This is a genomic window from Streptomyces sp. NPDC024687 (assembly GCF_055559055.1).
In genome coordinates this window covers 348,206-372,286 of the sequence record NZ_JBVHLJ010000001.1, presented here as the reverse complement: position 1 = coordinate 372,286, position 24,081 = coordinate 348,206, and the positions used below count along the sequence as shown (strand labels likewise).

At 70.5% G+C, this 24,081-nt stretch carries 18 protein-coding genes; 5 read left to right on the top strand and 13 right to left on the bottom strand.

Going from position 1 to position 24,081, the window contains the following annotated elements; all coding sequences use genetic code 11:
- Positions 1-6: 6 nt before the first annotated feature.
- From ACZ39I_RS01650 to hrcA, 8 genes are all read right to left on the bottom strand, one after another.
- Positions 7-360, bottom strand: coding sequence for a histidine triad nucleotide-binding protein (locus ACZ39I_RS01650; protein WP_352383825.1), 354 nt, complete (start codon positions 358-360; stop codon positions 7-9).
- 33 nt (positions 361-393) lie between these two features.
- Complete coding sequence (locus ACZ39I_RS01645) at positions 394-3,609, bottom strand: S41 family peptidase (protein WP_467241674.1); 3,216 nt, start codon at positions 3,607-3,609, stop codon at positions 394-396.
- Between the two features lie 45 nt (positions 3,610-3,654).
- Positions 3,655-4,131, bottom strand: a complete 477-nt coding sequence (locus ACZ39I_RS01640) for a hypothetical protein (RefSeq protein ID WP_467241672.1) — start codon at positions 4,129-4,131, stop codon at positions 3,655-3,657.
- A gap of 136 nt (positions 4,132-4,267) precedes the next feature.
- Complete coding sequence (locus ACZ39I_RS01635; protein WP_467241670.1) at positions 4,268-4,657, bottom strand: VOC family protein; 390 nt, start codon at positions 4,655-4,657, stop codon at positions 4,268-4,270.
- Positions 4,658-4,674: 17 nt separating this feature from the next.
- On the bottom strand, positions 4,675-5,424 hold the full coding sequence (locus tag ACZ39I_RS01630) for a 16S rRNA (uracil(1498)-N(3))-methyltransferase (RefSeq protein WP_467241668.1): 750 nt from the start codon (positions 5,422-5,424) through the stop codon (positions 4,675-4,677).
- Entirely contained in the window at positions 5,421-6,497 is a 1,077-nt protein-coding gene (locus ACZ39I_RS01625; RefSeq protein WP_467241666.1) for a nitronate monooxygenase, read from the bottom strand. The genes ACZ39I_RS01630 and ACZ39I_RS01625 overlap by 4 nt, the downstream gene beginning before the upstream one ends.
- Positions 6,498-6,661: 164 nt before the next feature.
- Positions 6,662-7,801, bottom strand: a complete 1,140-nt coding sequence (gene dnaJ / locus ACZ39I_RS01620) for a molecular chaperone DnaJ (protein WP_403651882.1) — start codon at positions 7,799-7,801, stop codon at positions 6,662-6,664.
- Positions 7,802-8,818, bottom strand: coding sequence for a heat-inducible transcriptional repressor HrcA (gene hrcA, locus ACZ39I_RS01615; RefSeq protein ID WP_007381950.1), 1,017 nt, complete (start codon positions 8,816-8,818; stop codon positions 7,802-7,804).
- 149 nt (positions 8,819-8,967) lie between these two features.
- Between hrcA and ACZ39I_RS01610 the strand changes: the two genes are divergently transcribed.
- A complete protein-coding gene (locus tag ACZ39I_RS01610) occupies positions 8,968-9,696 on the top strand; it encodes an MBL fold metallo-hydrolase (RefSeq protein WP_467241664.1) in 729 nt (242 codons plus the stop codon).
- Between the two features lie 34 nt (positions 9,697-9,730).
- Positions 9,731-10,537 carry a DUF3097 domain-containing protein gene (locus ACZ39I_RS01605; protein WP_467241662.1) on the top strand — a complete coding sequence of 269 codons (807 nt, stop codon included), beginning with the start codon at positions 9,731-9,733 and terminating at the stop codon, positions 10,535-10,537.
- A 179-nt stretch (positions 10,538-10,716) separates the two neighbouring features.
- On the opposite strand, the gene hemW is transcribed toward ACZ39I_RS01605, so the two are convergent.
- Positions 10,717-11,949, bottom strand: a complete 1,233-nt coding sequence (gene hemW, locus ACZ39I_RS01600) for a radical SAM family heme chaperone HemW (RefSeq protein WP_467241660.1) — start codon at positions 11,947-11,949, stop codon at positions 10,717-10,719.
- Between the two features lie 30 nt (positions 11,950-11,979).
- Positions 11,980-13,959 carry a SpoIIE family protein phosphatase gene (locus tag ACZ39I_RS01595; protein ID WP_467241658.1) on the bottom strand — a complete coding sequence of 660 codons (1,980 nt, stop codon included), beginning with the start codon at positions 13,957-13,959 and terminating at the stop codon, positions 11,980-11,982.
- 102 nt (positions 13,960-14,061) lie between these two features.
- Here ACZ39I_RS01595 and ACZ39I_RS01590 point away from each other — a divergent pair, with 102 nt between their 5' ends.
- The gene (locus ACZ39I_RS01590; RefSeq protein ID WP_467241656.1) at positions 14,062-18,192 is read left to right on the top strand and encodes a HAMP domain-containing protein; all 4,131 of its coding nucleotides are present in this window, start codon (positions 14,062-14,064) and stop codon (positions 18,190-18,192) included.
- Between the two features lie 13 nt (positions 18,193-18,205).
- On the top strand, positions 18,206-18,751 hold the full coding sequence (locus ACZ39I_RS01585; RefSeq protein ID WP_467241654.1) for a response regulator: 546 nt from the start codon (positions 18,206-18,208) through the stop codon (positions 18,749-18,751).
- A gap of 80 nt (positions 18,752-18,831) precedes the next feature.
- Here the strand turns inward: ACZ39I_RS01585 and ACZ39I_RS01580 are convergent, their stop codons facing one another.
- The gene (locus ACZ39I_RS01580; protein WP_467241652.1) at positions 18,832-20,703 is read right to left on the bottom strand and encodes an AMP-dependent synthetase/ligase; all 1,872 of its coding nucleotides are present in this window, start codon (positions 20,701-20,703) and stop codon (positions 18,832-18,834) included.
- A 237-nt stretch (positions 20,704-20,940) separates the two neighbouring features.
- On the bottom strand, positions 20,941-22,809 hold the full coding sequence (gene lepA, locus ACZ39I_RS01575) for a translation elongation factor 4 (RefSeq protein ID WP_467241650.1): 1,869 nt from the start codon (positions 22,807-22,809) through the stop codon (positions 20,941-20,943).
- A gap of 254 nt (positions 22,810-23,063) precedes the next feature.
- Here lepA and rpsT point away from each other — a divergent pair, with 254 nt between their 5' ends.
- Positions 23,064-23,330 carry a 30S ribosomal protein S20 gene (rpsT, locus tag ACZ39I_RS01570; RefSeq protein WP_125193247.1) on the top strand — a complete coding sequence of 89 codons (267 nt, stop codon included), beginning with the start codon at positions 23,064-23,066 and terminating at the stop codon, positions 23,328-23,330.
- Between the two features lie 243 nt (positions 23,331-23,573).
- Here the strand turns inward: rpsT and ACZ39I_RS01565 are convergent, their stop codons facing one another.
- Positions 23,574-23,972, bottom strand: a complete 399-nt coding sequence (locus ACZ39I_RS01565; RefSeq protein WP_467241648.1) for a nuclear transport factor 2 family protein — start codon at positions 23,970-23,972, stop codon at positions 23,574-23,576.
- Positions 23,973-24,081 lie beyond the last annotated feature (109 nt).

Here is a 24,081-nt window from a genome sequence, read left to right as displayed (position 1 = left end):
GGGGAGTTACCCGGGGGGCCAGTGGAGGCCGCGGCCGCCGATCACATGGGCGTGGGCGTGCCAGACCGTTTGTCCGGCGCCCGTGCCCGTGTTGAAGACGGTGCGGTAGCTCTCCAGCTTTTCCTGCTCCGCGACGGCCTCGGTTGCCCGGAGGACGTCCGCGGCCAGTTCCGGGGCGGCGGTGGCGAGGGCGGCGGCGTTCTCGTAGTGGGCCTTGGGGATGACGAGGACGTGGGTGGGGGCCTGGGGGTTGATGTCCCTGAAGGCGACGGTGGTGTCCGTCTCCCGGACGATCGTGGCCGGGATCTGGCCTTCGACGATCTTGCAGAACAGGCAGTCGCCCTGGGGTTCCCCTGGCATGGTGTTCCTTTCGCCTCGGATCTCGGGGGCATCTTAGTCAGGCAGAGCCGGCGGAATCTTGGCAGGAGCGCTGTCCAGTGCCTCCAGGGCGATCCGCACCGCCTCGTCCAGCTGGGCGTCCCGGCCCGCCGCATAGTCCTGCGGCCGCTGGAGGACCTCCACGTCCGGGTCGACGCCGTGGTTCTCGACGCCCCACTCGTAGCCCTCCAGCCAGAAGGCGTACTTCGGCTGGGTGATCAGCGTGCCGTCGACCAGGCGGTAGCGGCTGTCGATCCCGATGACCCCGCCCCAGGTGCGGGTGCCGACGACGGGGCCGATGCCCAGCGCCTTGATCGCCGCGTTGACGATGTCGCCGTCGGAGCCGGAGAACTCGTTGGCCACGGCGACGACCGGGCCCCTCGGCGCGTCGCGCGGGTAGCTGTACGGGGTCATCCCCCGCGGTACCGCCCAGCCGACGATCCGGCGGGCCAGCTTCTCGACGACGAGCTGGGAGGTGTGGCCGCCGCGGTTCTCGCGCACGTCGACCACCAGGCCCTCGCGGGCCACCTCGACGCGCAGATCGCGGTGGATCTGAGCCCAGCCGGGGGCCTGCATGTCCGGGACGTGCAGATACCCGAGCCGTCCGCCCGACTTCTCGTGGACGTAGGCGCGGCGGTCGGCGACCCAGGCGTGGTAGCGCAGGGGCTCCTCGTCGGAGACCGGGACGACCACCGCGTGGCGCAGGTCGCCGCCGCCGGACGGGGAGACGGTGAGCTCGATCGGCCGGCCGGCCGTGCCGACCAGGAGCGGGCCGGGGCCGGCGACCGGGTCGACCGGCCGGCCGCCCACGGCGACGATCGCGTCCCCGGCACGCACCGCGACACCGGGTGCGGCGAGCGGGGAGCGGGCGGCGGGGTCGGAGGTCTCGGTCGGCAGGATGCGGTCGATGCGCCACTGGGCCGAGCCCTGGGGGCCGTCGTCGTGGCGGGAGATGTCGGCGCCGAGCAGGCCCTGCCGGGGGCCGTGACCGCCGTGGCCGCGGGGGGTGACGTAGGCGTGGGAGGTGCCGAGTTCGCCGTGCACCTCCCACAGGAGGTCGACGAGGTCGTCGTGGGTGGCCAGGCGGTCCAGGACCGGACGGTAGCGGTCGAGGACGCCGTTCCAGTCGACGCCGCTCATGTCGGGACGCCAGAAGTGGTCCCGCATGATGCGGCCGGTCTCCTCGTACATCTGCCGCCACTCGGCCGACGGGTCGACGGTCTGGCGGATGCGGCCGAGGTCGACGGAGATGTTCGTGTCGCTGTCGTCGTCGTTGGAGGCACGCCGGTCGCTCGGTACGACCTTCAGTCGGCCGTCGGTCCACAGCAGGACCCGCTTGCCGTCGCCGCTGACGGCGAAGTGGTCGGCGTCGACGGCCAGGTGTTCGAGGCGCTGCTGGGCGAGGTCGTAGCGCTGGAGGTCGGTCTTGGGGTCGGGGTCGTCGGGGGTGGCCCGGGAGGAGCCGAGGACACCCTGGACGGGGTGCCGGAGCCACAGCACGCCGTCCTTGGCCGCGCGCAGGTTGGAGTAGCGGCCGGCCTCCACCGGGAAGGGCACGATCCGGTCGGCGAGTCCTTCGAGGTCGATGCGGGTGGCCGGGGTGCCCTCGCTGTCGGGGGTCTCGTCCTTGTCGGGGGCCTCGAAGGGGCGGCCGTGGCGCTGCGGGCCGAAGGGGGACGGGGTGGTCGCGGCCAGAGTGATCAGGTGCGGGCGGTCGCCGATGACGAAGGCGAGGTCGAAGACGTGCTCGTCGTAGACCGGGTCGAAGGAGCGGTTGGAGAGGAAGGCCAGGTGCTTGCCGTCGAGGGTGAACGCGGGGGCGTAGTCCTGGAAGCGCAGCGGGGTCGCCTCGGTGACCGACAGGTCGGTGGTGTTGGCGAGGCGGAGCTGGCAGAGCGGGGCGGGGCCGGGGTGCGACCAGGCGAGCCAGGCCGAGTCGGGCGAGAAGGTCAGGCCCCGTACGTCGCCGTCCTCGCTGCGGTCGACCTCGCGGACCTCGCCGGTCTCCCGCTCGACGAGCAGCACGCGGCCGTCGTGCGCGGCGACCGCGGCCCGGCTGCCGTCGGGGGCCATGGCGAGCCCCAGGACGCGGCCGAGCTGTCCCGCTGCGAGGCGGCGCGGGGTGGCGCCGGGGGCGAGTCCGGTGGCGGGCGCGAACTCCAGGGCGTCGTCGCCCTCCGCGTCCGTCACCCACACCACCCACTCCTCGCCCTCGGTGCGGAAGGTGCGCGGCAGCCGGGCCCGGACGCCGGGTTCGGCGGCCAGCGCGCGGGCCGGGCCCGATCGGTGGGTGACCCAGTGGACGGCGCCGCGCACGGCGACCGCGCTGCCGCGTGCGGTGTGGTCGGGGGCGGCCGAGCCGAACCAGCGGGAGGCGTCCACGGGGAACGGCTGCCGGTCGGCGCGCTGTCCGCCGAGCCGGACCTCCAGGCGGCGCGGTTCGGCGCCGTCGAGGTCGTCGAGGATCCACAGCTCGCCGGCGGAGGTGTAGACGATCCGGGTGCCGTCGCCTGCCGCGTGCCGGGCGTAGTAGCCGTCAAGGGGGGTGTGCCGGCGCAGGTCGGAGCCGTCGGCGAGGGAGGAGTAGACGGCACCGGTCCCCTCGTGGTCGGAGAGGAAGGCGATCCGGTCGCCCGCCCACACGGGGTACTCCAGGTTTCCGTCCAACTCCTCGTGGAGCCGTACGAATTCGCCGTCGCCGTCGCGGTCGATCCACAGCTTCCCCGCGGTGCCTCCCCGGTAGCGCTTCCACCAGGCGGCCTCGCGGCCCATGGGAGCAGAGAGGATCACGGTCGCCGGGCCGTCGGCGACATGGCCGACGGGGCCGTACGGCAGGGTGGTGCCGGGGCCGCCGTCGAGCGGGACGGTGCGGGCCCAGCTGCGGCGCAGGCTGGCCTGGCCGTGGGTGGTGATCGCGAGGACCTCGCCGTCCGGGGTCCAGCCGCGCACCTGGGTGCGGGCACTGCCCCAGTGGGTCAGCCTCCTGGACGGTCCGCCGTCGACCGGGGCGATGTGCACCTCGGGGGCGCCGTCGCGGGCGGAGGTCCAGGCAACGGTGGTGCCGTCGGGCGAGATACGGGGGTGGGTGACCGGCACGTTGTCCGCGCTGACCCGCCAGGCGCGCCCGCCGTCGAGCGGCGCGAGCCACACGTCGTCCTCGGCGGTGAAGGCCACCAACTCGCCCCGCAGGTGCGGAAACCGGAGATATGCAGACGTCGCAGGCTGTGTCACCCGATTACCCTACGCACGGGCGGTGCCCGTGCACAGAGGTTTCGATCACTTGCCGTCGGGCCAGCACTGCGGGTCGTTCTGGCACCAGATCGTCTTGGTGACGGTCACGGTGACGGTCGGGCCGGGCTGCCTCGGGTTGCCGGCCGGGGGCGTGGGGGTGGCATTGCAGTCGCCGAGCCCGTCGACGCGGAACCACTGTCTGCCGCCGACGGTGGCGGTGAGGTCCCCGCGCACACACGCGCCGCTGACGGTCCGGGTCACCTTGCCCTTGACGGTGATGTCCTTGCCGTCCCGTGTCTTCCCGTCGCAGTCGACGGTGGCGACGGTGTTCACACTGGAACTCGGCGTCCGGTCGCCGTTGTCGTACGAGGCCGTGCAGGTCAGCCAACTCACGTCGGCCTTCTGCCGGTTCAGCTCCTTGGTGACCAGCTGGTCGGTGGTGTACGCCACGGTCGCGGAGCTGACCGCACCGGTCGGATCGCAGGCGGCGACCCCGCCCACGGCCAGCACGGCAACCCCCATCACACCCGCTGCTCGCACCCCGCGCGGCCGACGCCCGTTCCGTCTCAACGCCACCATGGAGGGCAGCCTGCCACCGTCCCGCCCGGGACGGTAGGGCGCATACGGCCACCTGTGCGCCGGTCGGGTGCCGCGGTGCTCAGGTGCGCAGCAGCCACTCCTGGAGTTCCACCAGGTTCCCCTCCGGGTCCTTGAGGTGGGCGACGCGCATGCGGTCCGTCATCGGGGACGGGCCGTGCAGCAGGGTGGCGCCGCGGGCGGCGATCTGCTCGCAGTAGGTGTCCAGGTCGTCGACGCGCAGCACGACCAGGGACCGGTGGCCGGTGGCCGTGTCGCCCAGTTCGCCGAGGACCGCCGCCATCATCGACCGGTCCTGCAGGGCTATGCCCGCCGAGCCGGTGGCGGGGCTGAACTTCTCGTACGGCCCCTGCGTCGCCCCCGACTGGGGCTTGAGGCCGAGGACCTCGGCGTAGAAGCGGTAGCAGGCGGCGAAGTCGGTGACGAGCAGGCGTACCTGTGCGAGTTCCACAGCCGTCCTTCCAAGGGTCAGGACCAGCGGCCGGTACGGCCGAGGAGCAGAGCGGTCGCCGCGGTTCCGGCGGTCGACGTGCGCAGCACGGTGGGCCCGAGGACGTAGGCGCGCGCACCGGCCTCCTCGAAGAGCGCCAACTCGTCCTTCGCGACGCCTCCTTCGGGACCGACGACCAGCACGATCTCGCCCTCGTCGGGGAGTTCGGCGGTGGCCAGCGGCTCGCTGCCGCGTTCGAAGTCGGAGTGGAGCACGGCGGCGAAGTCGGCTTTGGCGAGAAGTGCGGCAACCTGCTTGGTACTTGCCGCGTCCGCGATCTCCGGGAAGCGGACCCGGCGGGACTGCTTGCCGGCCTCGCGTGCGGTGGCCCGCCACTTGCCGAGCGCCTTCAGGCCCCGGTCGCCCTTCCACTGGGTGATGCAGCGGGCCGCCTGCCAGGGCACGATGGCGTCGACGCCGACCTCGGTCATGGTCTCTACGGCGAGTTCACCGCGGTCGCCCTTGGGGAGGGCCTGGACGACAGTGATGCGGGGCTGGGCCTGAGGTTCCTCGGTCACCGAGTCGAGCTGGACGATCAGCCGGTCCTTGCCCTCGGCGGCGAGCACCACGCAGTCGGCCCGGCGTCCGGCGCCGTCGGTGAGGATGACGTCCTCGCCGGGCTGGAGCCGTTTCACGGAGACGGCGTGGCGCCCTTCGGGGCCGTCGAGGACGTACCGTCCGTCGCCGCCCGCGTCGAAGTGCTCGACCACGAACACCGGTGCGGTCATCGCAGGTCTCCCTTGCCCGACAACGCTGTCCTCGCTGCGTCGAGTTCGGCCGCGAGTATCTCCACGAGCTGCCCCGCGGGCAGGTCCCGTGCCATCCGGTGGCCCTGGCCCGCCCACAGCGCCATGCCCTGGGCGTCCTTGGCCTTGGCGGCGGCCTTGCGGAGCGGGGCGGTGAGGTGGTGGACCTCGGGGTAGGCGGCGGGCGCGTACGGTCCGTGCTCGCGCAGGAAGCGGTTGACCAGGCCGCGGGCCGGTCTGCCGGAGAAGGCGCGGGTGAGCTCGGTGCGGACGTAGAGCGGGTTGGTCAGCGCCTGCTTGTGCACGTCGTGGGCGCCGGACTCGTGGCTGGCGAGGAACGCCGTGCCGAGCTGGGCCGCGCACGCGCCGGCGGCGAGGACGGCGGCGATCTGGCTGCCACGCATGATGCCGCCGGCGGCGACGACCGGAATGGTCACCGTCTCGCGGATCTGGGCGACCAGGGAGAGGAGTCCGAGGCCGGAACCGTCCTGCTCGGGGAGGTCGCGGTGGGTGCCCTGGTGACCGCCGGCCTCGACGCCCTGCGCGATGACCGCGTCGGCGCCCGCGTACTGCACGGCGAGGGCCTCTTCGGGGGTGGTCGCGGTGACGAGGGTGAAGGTGCCGGCGCGGCGCAGCGACTCCAGGGCCTCGCTGCTCGGGATGCCGAAGTGGAAGGAGGCCACCGGCACGGGGTTGTCGAGGAGTACGGCGAGCTTGGCGTCGTACCCGTCGTCACGGCCGCTGTCGCGGTCACCGAGTTCGGTGTCGTACCAGGTGGCCTCGCCGGCCAGCTGGTGGGCGTAGACCTCGACGGCGGCGGGGTCGGCGTACTCCGGCTGCGGCATGAAGAGGTTGACGCCGAAGGGGCGTCCGGTCAGCCCGCGCAGCTGCTTGATCTCCTGGTACAACCCGTCGGCCGTCTTGTACCCGGCGGCGAGGAATCCGAGCCCGCCCGCATCGGACACGGCGGCGGCGAGGCGCGGCACGGAGACGCCGCCCGCCATGGGGGCCTGCACGATCGGATGAGGGAAGAGATCGGTCAGTGCGGAGGACATGACGGCATGTTGTCACGTCCTCCGCACAAGTCCGAATCGGCCCTTGGACAGCTCACGTACGCCCGTTGAACGCATCCTTCAACCGCGAGAACAACCCTTGCTGACCGGGCTGACTGTGTCTGCCCGGGGGACAACCCCCGGACCCCCGGCAGTCGTCCCCCAGCTCAGGTACGCCCGTTGAACGCGTCCTTCAACCGACTGAACAACCCCTGCTGCCCTGGCTGGAACTGCCCCGTGGGCCGTTCCTCGCCGCGGAGTTTGGCCAGCTCGCGCAGGAGGCGTTCCTGCTCGGGGTCCAGCTTGGTCGGGGTCTGGACCTCGACGTGGACGATGAGGTCGCCCCGGCCGCCGCCGCGCAGGTGGGTGACGCCCCGGCTGTGCAGGGGGATCGACTGGCCGGACTGGGTGCCCGGGCGGATGTCGACCTCCTCCAGGCCGTCGAGGGTCTCCAGCGGGACCTTGGTGCCGAGGGAGGCCGCGGTCATCGGGAGCGTGACCGTGCAGTGCAGGTCGTCGCCCCGGCGCTGGAACTGCGAGTGCGGGAGTTCGTGGATCTCGACGTACAGGTCACCGGCGGGACCGCCACCGGGGCCCACCTCGCCCTCGCCCGCGAGCTGGATCCGCGTGCCGTTGTCCACACCGGCCGGGATCTTGACGGTGAGCGTGCGACGCGAGCGGACCCGGCCGTCGCCGGCGCACTCGGGGCACGGGGTCGGGACCACGGTGCCGAAGCCCTGGCACTGCGGGCACGGGCGGGACGTCATGACCTGGCCCAGGAACGACCGCGTCACCTGCGACACCTCACCGCGGCCGCGGCACATGTCACACGTCTGAGCGGAGGTCCCCGGCGCCGCGCCCTCACCACTGCAGGTGGTGCAGACGATCGCCGTGTCGACCTGGATGTCCTTCGTCGTGCCGAAGGCCGCCTCGTCGAGCTCGATCTCCAGCCGGATCATCGCGTCCTGGCCGCGCCGGGTGCGCGAACGCGGACCCCGCTGCGAGGCCGTACCGAAGAACGCGTCCATGATGTCCGAGAAGTTCCCGAACCCACCGGCCCCGAAGCCGCCCGCGCCACCGCCACCGGCCTGCGAGAGCGGGTCGCCGCCGAGGTCGTAGACCTGCTTCTTCTGCGGGTCCGACAACACCTCGTAGGCGGCGTTGATCTCCTTGAACCGCTCCTGGGTCTTGGGATCCGGGTTGACGTCCGGGTGCAGCTCGCGTGCGAGCCGACGGAACGCCTTCTTGATCTCATCCTGCGACGCGTCGCGGCGCACGCCGAGAACGGCGTAGTAGTCCGTGGCCACTTACGACTCCGCCAGGATCTGTCCGACGTACCGTGCCACTGCGCGTACCGCTCCCATCGTTCCCGGGTAATCCATGCGGGTCGGTCCGACCACGCCGAGCTTGGCGACTGCCTCGCCGCCCGAACCGTAACCGACCGACACCACCGAAGTGGAGTTGAGTCCCTCGTAGGCGTTCTCGTGACCAATACGTACGGTCATGCCCGAATCCCCGGCCTCACCAAGGAGCTTGAGGAGAACGACCTGCTCCTCGAGAGCCTCCAGGACGGGCCGGATGGTGAGGGGAAAGTCATGTCCGAAGCGGGTGAGATTCGCGGTGCCGCCGATCATCAGCCGCTCCTCGTTCTCCTCGACGAGCGTCTCCAGAAGAGTGGAGAGCACTGTCGAGACCGTACCCCGGTCCTCGACGTCGAAGCCTTCGGGCAGGTCCTCGACCAGTTGCGGCACATCCGCGAACCGCCGCCCGGCGATCCGGCTGTTGAGCCGCGCCCGCAGATCGGCGAGCGAGGCCTCGCCGAAGGGGGCCGGGCAGTCGACCATGCGCTGCTCGACCCGGCCGGTGTCCGTGATCAGCACGAGCATCACGCGCGCGGGGGCGAGCGAGAGCAGCTCCACGTGCCGCACGGTCGAGCGGGTGAGGGACGGGTACTGCACGACGGCCACCTGCCGCGTGAGCTGCGCGAGCAGCCGCACGGTGCGGGCCACGACGTCGTCGAGGTCCACGGCGCCGTCGAGGAAGTTCTGGATCGCGCGCCGCTCGGGCGCGGTCATCGGCTTGACGCCCGCCAGTTTGTCGACGAACAGCCGGTAGCCCTTGTCGGTCGGGATCCGCCCGGCGCTGGTGTGCGGCTGGGCGATGAAGCCCTCGTCCTCGAGGACCGCCATGTCGTTGCGGACGGTCGCCGGGGAGACTCCGAGGTTGTGCCGCTCGGTCAGGGCCTTCGACCCGACCGGCTCCTCGGTGCCGACATAGTCCTGGACGATGGCGCGCAACACCTGAAGCCTGCGTTCACTCAGCATCGCGCACACCTCCAGAAGTCGTTCCCTTGCGCCTTGCCTGGCACTCTGTCCGCCCGAGTGCCAGCGTCCCCCGGCCAGTGTACGGCGGTGGGGTACTCCTCGGGCAAGGCTGGTCCTGGCGGGACCGGTCGTACGGCTAGCGTCGCGGTATGACGGTGACTTGGGAAGAGCTCGGGTGGGAGCGGGTCGCGGCCGGGGTGGGACGGTGCCGGCTGCCGGGCTGGGACTGTACGGCGGGCCTGGTGATCGGCGCGGACACGGCCCTGTTGGTGGACGCGGGCTCCGGCCTCGCGGAGGGTGCCCGGCTACGCGCGCAGGCCAAGGAACTGGCCGGCCACCGTGTGACCCATCTCGCGCTCACCCACCCCCACTTCGACCATGTCTTCGGGGCGGCGGCGTTCGCGGGGGCGGAGGTGTTCGGCGCGGTGGGCGTGGAGACGGTGCTGGCGGGGCGGCGCGGCCGCGCGGAACTGCGGGCGGACGCGGTGCGCAACGGACTGGACCCGGCGGTGGCCGACGAGGCGGTGGACGCCCTCCTCTCGCCCCGGCATCACGTCTCGGGCGAGTGGACGCTCGACCTCGGCGACGGCCGCCAGGTCCTGCTGGCGAACGTCGGCCCCGGCCACACGGCCCACGACCTCGCCGTCCTCGTCCCCGGCGCCCCGGAGGTCGTCTTCTGCGGCGACCTGGTCGAGGAGTCGGGCGAACCGCAGGCGGGCCCGGACGCCGTACCGGCGCACTGGCCCGCCGCGCTGGACCGGCTGCTGGCACTGGGCGGCGAGGACGCGCTGTACGTGCCCGGTCACGGAGCGGTGGTGGACGCGGCGTTCGTGAGGGCCCAGCGGGACGCGCTGGCCGCCCGTTTCGGCGTGTCGTAGTGATCCCCGGGCCGGTTCTCCTATCGTCATCCGAATGCGCCAGTACTCCGCCGACGTGACCCCTCCGTGGAAGAAGCCCAAGCCGGTGCCGGAGGTGCCCGCCGAGCCCGGTCTGGTGGTGGAGGAGCCGGGCACGGGTTTCTGCGGCGCGGTGATCCGCTGCGAGGCGGGCACGGTCACTCTGGAGGACCGCTTCGGCAAGCACCGGGTGTTCCCGCTGGAGCCGCGCGGTTTCCTTTTGGAGGGCCGGGTGGTGACGCTGGTGAAACCGCCTTCGAGCGGTCCGGTACGGCCCTCCCGTACCGCTTCCGGGTCGGTGGCCGTCCCCGGCGCACGCGCACGCGTGGCCCGCGCCGGCCGTATCTACGTCGAGGGCCGTCACGACGCGGAGCTGGTGGAGAAGGTGTGGGGCGACGACCTGCGCATCGAGGGCGTGGTCGTGGAGTACCTGGAGGGCGTGGACGACCTGCCGTCGATCGTGGCCGAATTCGCGCCGGGCCCGGACGCCCGGCTCGGCGTCCTGGTGGACCACCTGGTGCCGGGCAGCAAGGAGTCCCGTATCGCCGCGTCGGTGACCAGCGAGCACGCCCTGGTCGTCGGACACCCGTACATCGATATCTGGGAGGCCGTGAAGCCGTCGGCCCTGGGCATCGAGGCGTGGCCACGGGTACCGCGCGGCCAGGACTGGAAGACGGGCGTGTGCAAGGCCCTGGGCTGGCCCTCGGAGAACACGGGCGCGGTGTGGCAGGCGATCCTGAAGCGGGTGGGGTCCTACCGGGACCTGGAGCCGGAGCTGCTGGGGCGGGTGGAGGAACTGATCGACTTCGTCACGGCGCCGTAGCGGATACGCGCGGCGGGTCTGCGGGCGGGTCGTACGGCTGCGGGTTCGTTGTGGCTGGTCGCGCGTGTGACCGACCGCAGCCGCAACCTGCTCAGGGGCGCGGGGCTGTATCGATGTGCGGCTACCGCCGCGTGGGCGCGACCAGCCACACAATCCGCCGAGTCACCCGCACCAGGCGCCTAATCCACCAGGTCCCTGACCACCGCGTCCGCCAGCAACCGCCCCCGCAGTGTCAGCACGGCATGCCCCTCCGCGTAGGGCCCGCTCTCCAGCAGCCCCTCCCCCAGGGCCCGCCGGGAAGCCGCGAGCCCCTCCTCCCGGAGCAGCGACAGCGGCGCCCCCTCCCGCAGCCTCAGTTCCAGCAGGATCCGCTCGACCCGCCGGTCCTCCTCCGAGAGGAGCTCGCGGCCGGCCCCCGGTGACTTCCCGGAGGCCAGCGCAGCCGCATACGCGCCGGGATGCTTCACGTTCCACCACCGCACCCCGCCCACGTGCGAGTGCGCCCCGGGTCCGGCGCCCCACCAGTCGGCGCCCCGCCAGTACAGCTCGTTGTGCAGGCAGCGGCCCGCCTCGGAGGTGGCCCAGTTCGACACCTCGTACCAATCGAATCCGGCCTCTGCCAGCACCGAGTCCGCGATCAGATAGCGGTCCGCGTGCACGTCGTCGTCCGTCATCGGCACCTCACCCCGACGGATACGACGGGCAAGCTGCGTGCCCTCCTCGACGATCAGCGCGTACGCCGACACATGGTCGGGGCCGGCGCCGATCGCCGCCTCCAGGGACGCCCGCCAGTCGTCGTCGGACTCGCCGGGAGTGCCGTAGATCAGGTCGAGGTTGACGTGCGAGAACCCCGCCGCGCGGGCCTCCGCCACGCACGCCTCGGGCCGCCCCGGCGTGTGCGTGCGGTCCAGCACCTTCAGTACGTGCTGCTTCGCGCTCTGCATCCCGAAGGACACCCGGTTGAAGCCGCCCTCCCGCAGCGCCGCCAGATACGCCGGGTCCACCGACTCCGGGTTCGCCTCGGTGGTCACCTCCGCGTCCGCGGCCAGCCCGAACTCGTCACGGATCGCCCCCAGCATCCGTACGAGATCCCCGGCGGCCAGCAGCGTCGGCGTACCGCCCCCGACGAACACCGTGCGCACCGGGCGCGGGTCGTCGCCCAGGACCTTCCGGGCCAGGCGGATCTCGTCGATCAGCGTGTCCGCGTAGTTGTCGCGGGAGGCCAGCACCCCGCCCGAACCGCGCAGCTCGGTCGCGGTGTAGGTGTTGAAGTCGCAGTAGCCGCAGCGGGTCGCGCAGTACGGAACGTGCAGGTAGAAGCCGAGAGGGCGGTCGGCGGACCCGGTGAGCGCGGACGCGGGGAGTGAGCCGTCGTCGGGGACGGGTTCGCCGTCGGGGAGTGCGGAAGGCATGTCCTCCATTGTCCAGCACCCCGCGGACACCTACTCCGCCTGCAGCACCAGCAGCGCCAGATCGTCCTCCGGCGGCCGTGCCCCGAACTCGTGCACCAGCCGTTTGATGCGCTCCGCGATCAGCTCGGCGTCCAGCCCCGCGCATCCGGCGAGCGCCTCCGCGAGCCCGTCCTCGTCGTCGAACTGCCGGGGGCCGCTGCGCCGCTCGGTCACCCCGTCGGTGACGCACAGCAGGGTGTCGCCGGGCCGCAGCTCGAAGGTCTCGCTGGTGTACGTCTCGTCCTCGACGACCCCGAGCAGGGTCTGCGGCCGCGCGGCCGTACGGACCTCACCGCCCGATCCGAGCAGCAGCGGCAGCGGATGTCCGGCGGAGGCGAGGGTGCAGCGCACGCCGCCGTCGAAGGGCGCGAGCTCGCCGTACAGGACGGAGAGGAAGCGGTTCTGCGGGCCGTCGCCGGGGTTCATGGGGCGTCCGCCCGCGGCCGCCAGGGCTCGTGCGGCGGCGTCGGCGGCCTCCGTGGCGTCGTCGAGGAGCAGCTGGTTGAGCCGGTCCAGGACGTCGGCGACGCGGTAGCCCTCACGGGCCAGCAGCCGGAGCCAGGGCCGCGCCAGCCCGATCACCACAGCCGCCTCGGGGCCCTTGCCCTGGACGTCGCCGACGGCGAAGCACCAGCGGCCGTCGCCGGCCGGGAAGAGGTCGTAGAAGTCGCCGCTGGGTCCGCCCTTGTCGTACGGCTCGTACACCAGGGCGCTGCGCATCCCGGGGATCTCGGCGACCGCGCCGGGCAGCAGACCGCGCTGGAGGACCGCGCTGATGGTGGCCTGGCGCGCGTACTGGCGGGCCGCGCCGATGGCGAGCGCGACCCTGCGGCTGAGGTCCTCGACGAGCCCGGTGATCTCGTCGGGGAAGGAGATCAGCCCGGCCCTGCCGATGACCAGGGTGCCCAGCGGGCGGGCACCGGCGGTGAGTCGGTAGGCAAGCGCGGAGCCGTGTGTGCCGTGCGGGCCCAGTGCCTCGCCGGGCCAGGGGAACGGCACGGGCCCGGAGTGGTCCGGCCCCGAGGGGCCCGGTGGCTCCTTCTCCAGCGCCTGCCGCAGGTCCTCGATCCGGGTCTCGGAGCAGTGCCACACGCGGGCCAGCCGGGGCCCGGACACCGCGTGCTCGCCCCGGCCCGTCCCGTCCTCGCCCGGGCGGGGGGCGCCCCAGCGGCCGGCGACCTCGTCCTCCAGCCACACCGCGCACCAGTCGGCCAGCCGCGGCACGATCAGCTGGCCGGCGAGCGCGGCGACCAGGTTCTCGTCGAGCTGCCCGGCGAGCAGGTCGGAGGCCTCGGCGAGGAAGGACAGGGCACCGCGGTTGAGCCAGTCCCGGTCCGGTTCACCGTGAGACGTGGGCGGGGCCGGGGCCGGGGCCTGGTTCGGGGGTGGTTCCGGGGCGAGTATCCCGGCGACCCGCAGCCCCCGCTCGCGCGCCTTCTCCCCGGCGTACGCCTGGAGCCCGTCGAGGGTGTCCTTCCCGCCCGGCGGCATTTGCGCCCACACGGTCTTGGCGCCGGTGCGGTAGGTGATGCCCCAGGTCTCGGCGAGGGCGGCGACCAGGCGCAGTCCGCGCCCGTACTCCGCCGTGCCGTACGAGTGTTCGGGGTCGCTGTCTCGAGGGGCGCGGGAGGGGTGATGGTCGAGGACCTCGACGACGAGGGCGCCGGTGTACGCCTCCAGGCGGCAGTCCACCTCGATGTCGGTGCCCGCGTGCACGACGGCGTTGGTGACGAGCTCGCTGACCACTACCACGGCGTCGTCGCCCTGCCGGTCGCTGAGGAACTCGCTTCCGGGCAGGGCGAGTTCGGCCCATTCGGCGACCGCCGCCCGTAACAGGGCGCGGGCCGAGCCCGGGGCGAGCGGACCGCCGGGGAAGGCTGCGTGGACGTGCGGGAGCGTGCCGTCGCCGCCCCGCGCGGGCGGATCGGACGCACGGGCAACGGACTCCCGTTGCGCAGGAATGGCCCCCATGTCCGTCTCCCGGAGCAGTTCGGACGAATACACCTCGGTCGATGCGGACAGAGTGACAGACTGGCCACGCCCATAAGCGCCGAGTTACCGAAGTGGGCCGCCATGAGTGAGAACAGTGGTACGCCTGTGCTCGAAGAAGGACAGAACGCCGACCGGATTCGAGCATCGGATCTGCGTCCCCTGCTCGCCGCGATAACTGCTGCCCGCGACGGCGCCTTCCGCCGGATGCCGGAGTCCGGGGACGGGATCGTGGCCGAACTGACGGCTGTCTTCAATCAGTTGGTGGACCGCAATGTCCACTTCACCGGTGAGGTCAACCGGGTGAAGCGGGAGCTGGTGCGGCACGGCCGGCTCGACGAGCGGCTCTCCCCCAGCCCGGGGCAGGGCACCTGGACCTCGCGGGTCAACGACGTGAACCAGCTGCTCGACGCCCTGGTGGTCCCGGCCGCCAACGCGACCCGGGTCCTGGACGCGGTGGCCGGCGGCGATCTGACCCAGCGGGTCGACCTGCACGACGGCAACCGGCAGCTGCGCGGTGATCTGCGACGGCTGGGCCGGGCCGTGAACAAGATGGTCGACCAGCTCTCCCTGTTCACCGGCGAGGTGACCCGGGTGGCCCGTGAGGTCGGCACCGAGGGCCGGCTCGGCGGGCGGGCCAAGGCGACCGGGCTTTCGGGGAGTTGGCGCGATGTGACCGAGGCGGTCAACACCATGGCCGCCCGGCTGACCGCCCAGGTCCGGGACATCGCCCTGGTGACCACGGCGGTGGCCCGCGGCGACCTGACCCGTACGGTCACGGTCGAGGCGACGGGCGAGCTGCTCGAACTGAAACTGACCGTGAACACGATGGTCGACCAGCTCTCCGCCTTCGCCGACGAGGTGACCCGCGTGGCCCGCGAGGTCGGCACCGAGGGCCAGTTGGGCGGCCGGGCCCAGGTGCGCGGGGTGTCCGGGGTCTGGAAGGACCTCACCGACAACGTCAACTTCATGGCCTCGAATCTGACGTCGCAGGTCCGGAACATCGCCCAGGTGACGACGGCGGTGGCCAACGGTGACCTGAGTCAGAAGATCACGGTCGACGCGCAGGGCGAGATCCTGGAGCTGAAGTCCACCATCAACACCATGGTCGACCAGCTCTCCGCCTTCGCCGACGAGGTGACGAGGGTCGCACGCGAGGTCGGCACTGAGGGCAATCTCGGTGGGCGAGCTCAGGTGCGGGGTGTCAGTGGCGTCTGGAAGGACCTCACCGACAACGTCAACTTCATGGCGGACAACCTGACCTCCCAGGTCCGCAACATCGCGCTGGTGTCGACGGCGGTGGCCCAGGGCGACCTCGGCAAGAAGATCACGGTCGAGGCGAAGGGCGAGATCCTGGAGCTGAAGTCCACCATCAACACGATGGTCGACCAGCTCTCCGCCTTCGCCGACGAGGTCACCCGCGTGGCCCGCGAGGTCGGCACCGAAGGAAACCTGGGCGGTCAGGCGCAGGTGCGGGGCGTGTCGGGCGTCTGGAAGGACCTGACGGACAACGTCAACTTCATGGCCCTGAACCTGACCTCACAGGTGCGGAACATCGCGCAGGTGACCACGGCCGTGGCCAACGGCGACCTGTCGAAGAAGATCACCGTCGACGCCCGCGGCGAGATCCTCGAACTGAAGGACACCGTCAACACGATGGTGGAGCAGCTGCGGGCCTTCGCCGACGAGGTCACCCGGGTGGCCCGCGAGGTCGGCACCGACGGCCGGCTGGGCGGCCGGGCCCAGGTCCTCGGCGTCTCCGGGGTCTGGCGGGACCTGACCGACAACGTCAACTACATGGCCGACAACCTCACTTCGCAGGTCCGCAACATCGCCCAGGTGACCACGGCCGTGGCCAACGGCGACCTGTCCAAGAAGATCGACGTCGACGCGCGCGGCGAGATCCTGGAGCTGAAGACCGCCATCAACACCATGGTCGACACGCTCTCCTCCTTCTCCTCCGAGGTCACCCGCGTGGCCCGCGAGGTCGGCAGCGAGGGCCAACTCGGCGGCCAGGCACGCGTCGAGGGCGTGTACGGCACCTGGAAGCGCCTGACGACCAACGTGAACGAGCTCGCCTCCAACCTGACCACCCAGGTCCGCGCGATCGCCGAGGTCGCCTCCGCGGTGGCTCAGGGAGACATGTCCCGCGCCATCACCGTGGAGACCCAGGGCGAGGTCACCGAGCTCAAGGACAACATCAACCTGATGGTGGCCAACCTCCGCGAGACGACCCGGGCCAAGGACTGGCTGGAGTCCAACCTCGCCCGGCTGGCCGCCCTGATGCAGGGACACCGGGACCTGATGGAGGTCGCCGACCTGATCCTGCGCGAGCTGACCCCGCTGGTGAACGCCCAGTACGGCGCGTTCTTCCTGGCCGACCCGGACGAGGACGGCGCCTCGCTGCACACCGCCGTTCCCGCGAAGGGACTGGCGTTCATCGCGGGCTACGGCTCGGCACAGGGCGCGACCGTCGACACCGGCGGCATGCCGGTCCACGGTCTGGTGCGCCAGGCGGCCCGCGAGAAGAAGCGGATCCTGGTGGAGGAGGCCCCGCCGGACTACATCAAGATCAACAGCGGGCTGGGTGAGGCGGCCCCGAGCAGTGTCGTCATCATCCCGATCCTCTTCGAGGACAAGCTCCTCGGCGTGATCGAGCTGGCGTCCTTCTCCCGCTTCTCCGATGTCCACCTGGCGTTCTTCGACCAGTTCGTGAACACCATCGGCGTCGCCATCAACACCATCATCGCCAACTCCCGCACCGAGTCCCTGCTGGGCGAGTCCCAGCGCCTGGCGATGCAGCTCCAGGAACGCTCGGACGAACTCCAGATGCAGCAGGCGGAGTTGCAGCGCTCGAACGCCGAACTGGAGGAGAAGGCGGCCCTGCTGGCGACCTCCTCCCAGTACAAGTCGGAGTTCCTGGCGAACATGTCGCACGAACTGCGCACCCCGCTGAACTCCCTGCTGATCCTGGCGAGGCTGCTCTCCGACAACCCGGACGGCCATCTCTCCGACCAGGAGGTGCAGTTCGCGACGACCATCCACCGCTCGGGCTCGGACCTGCTCCAGCTGATCAACGACATCCTGGACCTGTCGAAGATCGAGGCCGGCCGGATGGACGTACGCCCGAAGAAGCTGCCGCTCATCAAGCTGCTCGACTACGTCCACGCCACCTTCCGCCCGCTCACCCTGGACCGGGGGCTCGCCTTCGAGCTGGCGGTCGGCGAGGCCGTGCCGCGCGAGATGTACTCCGACGAACAGCGCCTCCAGCAGATCCTGCGCAACCTGCTCTCCAACGCGATCAAGTTCACCGCCTCGGGCCGGGTAGAGCTGCGCGTGACCCGCATCAAGGACCCGGAGCGCCGGTACGTCCGCGACAGTGACGACGTGGTGGCCTTCGCGGTCTCCGACACCGGCATCGGCATCGCGCGGGAGAAACTCCCGGTGATCTTCGAGGCGTTCCAGCAGGCCGACGGCACGACCAACCGCAAGTACGGCGGCACGGGGCTCGGTCTGTCCATCAGCCGGGAGATCGCGGGCCTGCTGGGCGGCCGTATCGTCGCCGAGAGCGAACCCGGCAAGGGGTCCACCTTCACGCTCTACGTCCCCGTCGCCAGTCCCGGCCACGCGGCAACCGGCCCGACCACCGAGGACCACCCCCTGCCGAGCCCGGAGGACCTGTCCACCGAGCCCTATCCGACCGCCCACGACGCCGAGGACTCGTGGCCCGCGCCCACCAAACTGGAGGCGTGGACGTCGGGCCGGGCGGGCCAGGTGCTGTCCGGCAGGCGGGTGCTGATCGTCGACGACGACATCCGCAACGTCTTCGCCCTCACCCATGTGCTGGGCCGCGTCGGCATGCCGGTCCTGTACGCGGAGAACGGCCGCGAGGGCATCGAGACCCTGGAGCGCAACCCGGACGTCGAGCTCGTCCTGATGGACATCATGATGCCGGAGATGGACGGCTACGAGACCATCGCCGCCATCCGCCGCACCCCGCGCTGGACCGGTCTGCCCATCGTCGCGCTCACCGCGAAGGCGATGCCCGGAGACCGCGAGAAGTCGATCGCGCGCGGCGCCAACGACTACGTACCCAAGCCGGTGGACGTCGACCAGCTGCTGACCGTCGTATGCGCCCTCCTGGACCCCGAGGGCGCCCGGACGCAGGAGCGGACCGAGACCGAGGAGGCGGTGGTTCAGCCCACCGACGACTGAATGAGGCAGTCACATGAACGCTGAGGCAAGGTCCGACGACGGTGCCGGCATCCTCCTGGTCGACGACATGGAGGACAACCTGATCGCACTGGAGGCGGTCCTCGGGTCCCTCAACGAACCACTGGTCCGCGCCCGTTCGGGCGAGGAGGCGATGAAGGCTCTGCTCCGCCGCCGGTTCGCGCTGGTCCTCCTGGACGTGCGCATGCCGGGCATGGACGGCTTCGAGACGGCGGCGAACATCAAACGCCTGGACCAGACGAAGGACGTCCCGATCATCTTCCTCACGGGCACGGACGACGACTCGGGGTACGCCTTCCGCGGCTACGCGACGGGGGCGGCGGACTATCTGACCAAGCCGTTCGACCCGTGGGTGCTGCGGGCGAAGGTGAGCGTGTTCCTGGACCTGCACAGGAAGAACCAGCAGCTGGAGCGGCTGCTGGCACGGCAACGGGCGGACTACGAGGAGGTGAGCAGACAACTGGCGGATCTGGAGCAGGAGTTGACGGAATCCCAGCGCACGAGGATCAAAGGACTCCGGCGCCTTCTGGAGAAACGGTGAGGTGTTTCACCCAGGGGCGCGGGGAACTGCGCGACAAGCCACGACGAACCCGCGGCCGCCAAGCAGTCCCCCACCACCCCCTACGCTTCGCGAGACCCCGCGTACATCTCCTCGATGAGGTGCTTGTACTCCCGCTCCACCACAGGCCGCTTCAGCTTCAGACTCGGCGTGATCTCACCGTGCTCCACGTCGAGATCCCGCGGCAGCAACCGGAACTTCTTGATCGTCTGCCACCGCTGAAGCCCCTCGTTGAGCTGCTTCACATAGCCCTCGACCATGGAGACGGTGACGGGCGCGGCGACGACCTCCGCGTACGACTTCCCTTCGAGCCCGTTCTCCTTGGCCCACTCCAGGATGGACACCTCGTCCAGCGCGATGAGCGCGGTGCAGAAGTTCCGGTCAGCCCCGTGCACCAGGATGTTGGACACGTACGGGCACACCGCCTTGAACTGTCCCTCGACCTCGGCGGGCGCGATGTACTTGCCGCCGGACGTCTTGATGAGGTCCTTCTTGCGGTCGGTGATCCGCAGGTACCCGTCGGGCGACAGCTCACCGATGTCCCCGGTGTGGAACCACCCGTCGGCCTCGAGGACCTCGGCGGTCTTCTCGGGCAGCCCGTGGTAGCCCTCCATGATCCCAGGGCCCCGCAGCAGGATCTCCCCGTCGTCCGCGATGCGGACCTCCGTGCCGGGCAGCGGCTTGCCGACCGTACCGGTGCGGTAGGCCTCGCCCGGGTTCACGAAGGAGGCCGCGGAGGACTCCGTGAGGCCGTAGCCCTCGAGGATGTGGATGCCGGCGCCGGCGAAGAAGTACCCGATCTCGGGCGCGAGCGCGGCGGACCCGGAGACACACGCCCGCAGGTTCCCGCCGAACGCCTCCCGGATCTTCGCGAAGACCAGCGCGTCGGCCACCTTGTGCTTGGCGCTCAGTCCGAAGGGCGCCGAGGCGACCCCGGTGCGCCGGAAGTTGTCCTGGGTGGCCTTGGCGTACTCACGGCCCACCTCGGCGGCCCACTGGAAGATCTTGTACTTGGCGCCGCCGCCCGCACGGGCCTTCGCCGCGACCCCGTTGTAGACCTTCTCGAAGATGCGCGGGACGGCAGCCATGTACGTCGGCTGCACGACCGGCAGATTCTCGATGATCTTGTCGACGCGGCCGTCGACGGCGGTGACGTGGCCGACCTCGATCTGCCCGGAGGTGAGCACCTTGCCGAAGACGTGGGCGAGCGGCAGCCACAGGTACTGCACGTCCTCGCCGCTGATCAGCCCGGTCGCGGCGATGGCCTTCGCCATGTACGCCCAGTTGTCGTGCGGCAGCCGCACGCCCTTGGGGCGGCCGGTGGTGCCGGAGGTGTAGATCAGCGTCGCGAGCTGGTCCCTGGTGATCGCGCCGACCCGCTCCTTGATCAGGTCGGGGTCCTTCTCCAGCCGGGCGGCGCCACGGGCCTCCAGCTCGGCGAGGGTGAGGACCCAGTCGCTGGTCTCGACGCCCGCCGGGTCGATCACGACCACGTGGGTGAGCTCGGGCAGCTCGGCCTTCTTCGCGACCGCCTTGGCGAGCTGCGCCGCGTCCTCCGCGATCAGCACCCGGCTCTCGGAGTCGGAGAGGATGAACGCCGACTCCTCGGCGTTGGTCTGCGGATAGACCGTGGTCGTGGCGGCACCCGCGCACATGATGCCGAGGTCCGCGAGGATCCAGTCGATACGGGTCGAGGAGGCCAGGGCGACCCGCTGCTCGGACTGCACCCCCAGTTCGATCAGTCCGGCCGCGATGGCGTGCACCCGCTCGGCGGCCTGCGCCCAGCTGAGCGACTTCCACTCGTCCGGGCCCTGGCCGGAGGCCGGGACCGGGTAGCGGTACGCCTCGGCGTCCGGTGTGCTCGCAACGCGCTCCAGGAAGAGGGTCGCCACACTCGGCGGGCGGTTCTCGATCAGTGTCTGTGTGTCGCTCACGACATCCTCCGGGGCCCGCGGCAGTGCGGCCGGCTCTCAGGTTTGCGGCTGTTGTTTAACTCGCGAGTAACTATCGAGCAGAGACTCAGAGTAAAGCGCGGCCGACCCGTTCGAAAGGGGCGGCGGCCTGTCACTTCGTACAGAGCGCGACGTTACGCATGCGTAGGGGCCCGCCGCACTTGCGCACGACGGACCCCTTTCCGTCCGATTCGACGGGTAACCCTCTGTAACCCGCGGTTACTTCTTGCCCTTGCCCGATCCCGCGCTGTCATCGCTGGAGAGCACCGCGATGAAGGCCTCCTGCGGAACCTCCACGGAACCCACCATCTTCATCCGCTTCTTGCCTTCCTTCTGCTTCTCCAGCAGCTTCCGCTTACGGGAGATGTCACCGCCGTAGCACTTGGCGAGGACGTCCTTGCGGATGGCGCGGATGGTCTCGCGGGCGATGACCCGGGAGCCGATGGCGGCCTGGATGGGGATCTCGAAGGCCTGGCGCGGGATCAGCTCGCGCAGCTTGGCGACGAGCCGTACGCCGTACGCGTACGCGGCGTCCCGGTGGGTGACGGCGGAGAAGGCGTCGACCCGGTCGCCGTGCAGCAGGATGTCGACCTTCACCAACTGGGCGTCCTGCTCGCCGGTGGGCTCGTAGTCCAGCGAGGCGTAACCGCGGGTCTTGGACTTCAGGTTGTCGAAGAAGTCGAAGACGATCTCGGCGAGGGGCAGCGTGTAGCGGATCTCGACGCGGTCCTCGGAGAGGTAGTCCATGCCGAGGAGGGTGCCGCGACGGGTCTGGCAGAGCTCCATGATCGAGCCGATGAACTCGCTGGGAGCGAGGATCGTGGCCCGGACGACCGGCTCGAAAACCTTGTCGATCTTGCCCTCGGGGAACTCGCTCGGGTTGGTGACCGTGTGCTCCTTCCCGTCCTCCATGATCACGCGGTAGACCACGTTGGGCGCGGTGGCGATGAGTTCGAGGTTGAACTCGCGCTCCAGGCGCTCACGGATGACGTCGAGGTGCAGCAGGCCGAGGAAGCCGACGCGGAAGCCGAAGCCGAGGGCCGCGGAGGTCTCCGGCTCGTAGACCAGCGCGGCGTCGTTGAGCTGGAGCTTGTCGAGGGCGTCGCGCAGCTCGGGGTAGTCGGAGCCGTCCAGCGGATACAGGCCCGAGAAGACCATCGGCTTCGGGTCCTTGTACCCGCCGAGGGCCTCGGTGGCGCCCTTCTCCTTGCTGGTGATGGTGTCACCGACCTTGGACTGACGGACGTCCTTCACGCCGGTGATGATGTAGCCCACCTCGCCGACGCCGATGCCGTCGGCCGGCGTCATCTCGGGGGACGAGACGCCGATCTCCAGGAGCTCGTGGGTGGCGCCGGTCGACATCATCCTGATGCGCTCGCGCTTGTTGAGCTGGCCGTCGATGACACGGACGTAGGTGACCACGCCCCGGTAGGAGTCGTAGACCGAGTCGAAGATCATCGCGCGGGCGGGGGCGTCCTTGACGCCGACCGGGGCCGGGACGTCGCGGACGACCCGGTCCAGGAGCGCGTCCACGCCGATACCGGTCTTCGCCGAGACCTTGAGCACGTCCTCGGGCTGGCAGCCGATGAGGTTGGCGAGCTCCTCGGAGAACTTCTCCGGCTGGGCGGCCGGCAGGTCGATCTTGTTCAGTACGGGGATGATCTTGAGGTCGTTCTCCATCGCCAGGTAGAGGTTGGCGAGGGTCTGGGCCTCGATGCCCTGGGCGGCGTCGACGAGGAGGACCGTGCCCTCACAGGCGGCGAGCGACCGCGAGACCTCGTAGGTGAAGTCGACGTGCCCCGGGGTGTCGATCATGTTGAGGATGTGCGTATTGCTCTTGTCGTGGGTCGGGGCCCACGGCAGACGCACCGCCTGCGACTTGATCGTGATTCCGCGCTCACGCTCGATGTCCATGCGGTCGAGGTACTGAGCACGCATCTGGCGCTGCTCGACCACGCCGGTCAGCTGGAGCATCCGGTCGGCGAGCGTGGACTTGCCGTGGTCGATGTGCGCGATGATGCAGAAGTTGCGGATCAGAGCCGGGTCGGTACGGCTCGGCTCGGGCACGTGGCTGGGGATCGCGGGCACGCAGGGTCCTGATTCTTGAGGCGTCCGCAGTGTCTGCGGTCTCGGGTCGGATCGATACGTAGCCTCCATGGTCCCACGGGCGGGGACCGGCGACCGGTTTGGGCCACTCGTGGAGCCGCTGGTACTCTGAGTGGCTGTGTCCTCATGCCCTCTCAGCACGAGGCACAACTCCGAGAAATCACCTGGTACGGGACCCTGGGTTTTCCTTCGTGGAAATCCTCCTTGCCCGTGCCTGAACCTGTAGAGGCTCATTCGTGGCGAACATCAAGTCCCAGATCAAGCGGATCAAGACCAACGAGAAGGCTCGGCTGCGCAACAAGGCCGTCAAGTCCTCCCTGAAGACCGCGATCCGCAAGGCCCGCGAGGCCGCTGCCGCGGGTGACGTCGAGAAGGCCACCGAGTACCAGCGCGCTGCTGCGCGTGCGCTCGACAAGGCCGTCTCCAAGGGCGTCATCCACAAGAACCAGGCCGCCAACAAGAAGTCGGCGCTTGCTTCGAAGGTTGCTTCCCTCCAGGGCTGACCTCTTCTGATCTGACCGGTTCCGTACGTCTAGCTACGGGACCGAACCGCCGGAAGGACCAGAGCGGGCCCTCTCTCATCCGCTCCCGACCGGCTCCCAGGAGCCACGCGCGGCCTGCGTTCGCCACGCGGGCGTGACTCCGAAAGCTTGAACCGAAGACCCCGGTCCGCTCGCCCTTCCCCAGGGCGGGGGGCCGGGGTCTTTGTTGTGGGCTGTGGGGTGGTGGGTGCGAGGCAGTGGGTTTCAGTCCGACCAGAACTCGTTGCTCTTGTCGATGTCCGCGACACACTCGTCGAGGTCGGTGACCTTGTCCCCGACGATCCGGAACACAATGCATCCGGTGTCGTCCAGGCGCCGCCCCTTCCGCTCGGCCGTGACCCGGAACATCCCGACGGCGTGCCCACGCCCGTCGACGGCGATCCCGCGCATCTCCAGCCGCATCGACCCGCCGGTCTCCTGCCCCAGCCTCTGATACATGTCGATGATCGCGTCCTGGCCCTTGAAGTCTCCCGAGAGCGGATGACTACCGGGCACGTGATGCGTGGCATCCATCGCGATCAACTCCCGCAGGGTGTCCATGTCCCCACGGGCGAACGCCTCGAACCCCTTGCGAACGAGCGCTGCGTGCGGATGCTCAGCCATGACGACCGCCACCTCTCCGTTGTCCGGCGATGTTCGGCTGACGCGTCCGATTCTCCTCCTGGGGGGTGAGGGGAGCACTTTGGGGAGGCTGGGGGCGGGGTGGGATGGC

Bases quoted from the DNA above. Each gene is read 5' to 3' on its own strand.
- ACZ39I_RS01650 (WP_352383825.1), bottom strand. From the start codon at position 360: ATGCCAGGGGAACCCCAGGGCGACTGCCTGTTCTGCAAGATCGTCGAA.
- ACZ39I_RS01640 (WP_467241672.1), bottom strand. From the start codon at position 4,131: ATGGGGGTTGCCGTGCTGGCCGTGGGCGGGGTCGCCGCCTGCGATCCG.
- ACZ39I_RS01630 (WP_467241668.1), bottom strand. From the start codon at position 5,424: ATGACCGCACCGGTGTTCGTGGTCGAGCACTTCGACGCGGGCGGCGAC.
- ACZ39I_RS01625 (WP_467241666.1), bottom strand. From the start codon at position 6,497: ATGTCCTCCGCACTGACCGATCTCTTCCCTCATCCGATCGTGCAGGCC.
- hrcA (WP_007381950.1), bottom strand. From the start codon at position 8,818: ATGCTGAGTGAACGCAGGCTTCAGGTGTTGCGCGCCATCGTCCAGGAC.
- ACZ39I_RS01610 (WP_467241664.1), top strand. From the start codon at position 8,968: ATGACGGTGACTTGGGAAGAGCTCGGGTGGGAGCGGGTCGCGGCCGGG.
- ACZ39I_RS01605 (WP_467241662.1), top strand. From the start codon at position 9,731: ATGCGCCAGTACTCCGCCGACGTGACCCCTCCGTGGAAGAAGCCCAAG.
- hemW (WP_467241660.1), bottom strand. From the start codon at position 11,949: ATGCCTTCCGCACTCCCCGACGGCGAACCCGTCCCCGACGACGGCTCA.
- ACZ39I_RS01595 (WP_467241658.1), bottom strand. From the start codon at position 13,959: ATGGGGGCCATTCCTGCGCAACGGGAGTCCGTTGCCCGTGCGTCCGAT.
- ACZ39I_RS01590 (WP_467241656.1), top strand. From the start codon at position 14,062: ATGAGTGAGAACAGTGGTACGCCTGTGCTCGAAGAAGGACAGAACGCC.
- ACZ39I_RS01585 (WP_467241654.1), top strand. From the start codon at position 18,206: ATGAACGCTGAGGCAAGGTCCGACGACGGTGCCGGCATCCTCCTGGTC.
- ACZ39I_RS01565 (WP_467241648.1), bottom strand. From the start codon at position 23,972: ATGGCTGAGCATCCGCACGCAGCGCTCGTTCGCAAGGGGTTCGAGGCG.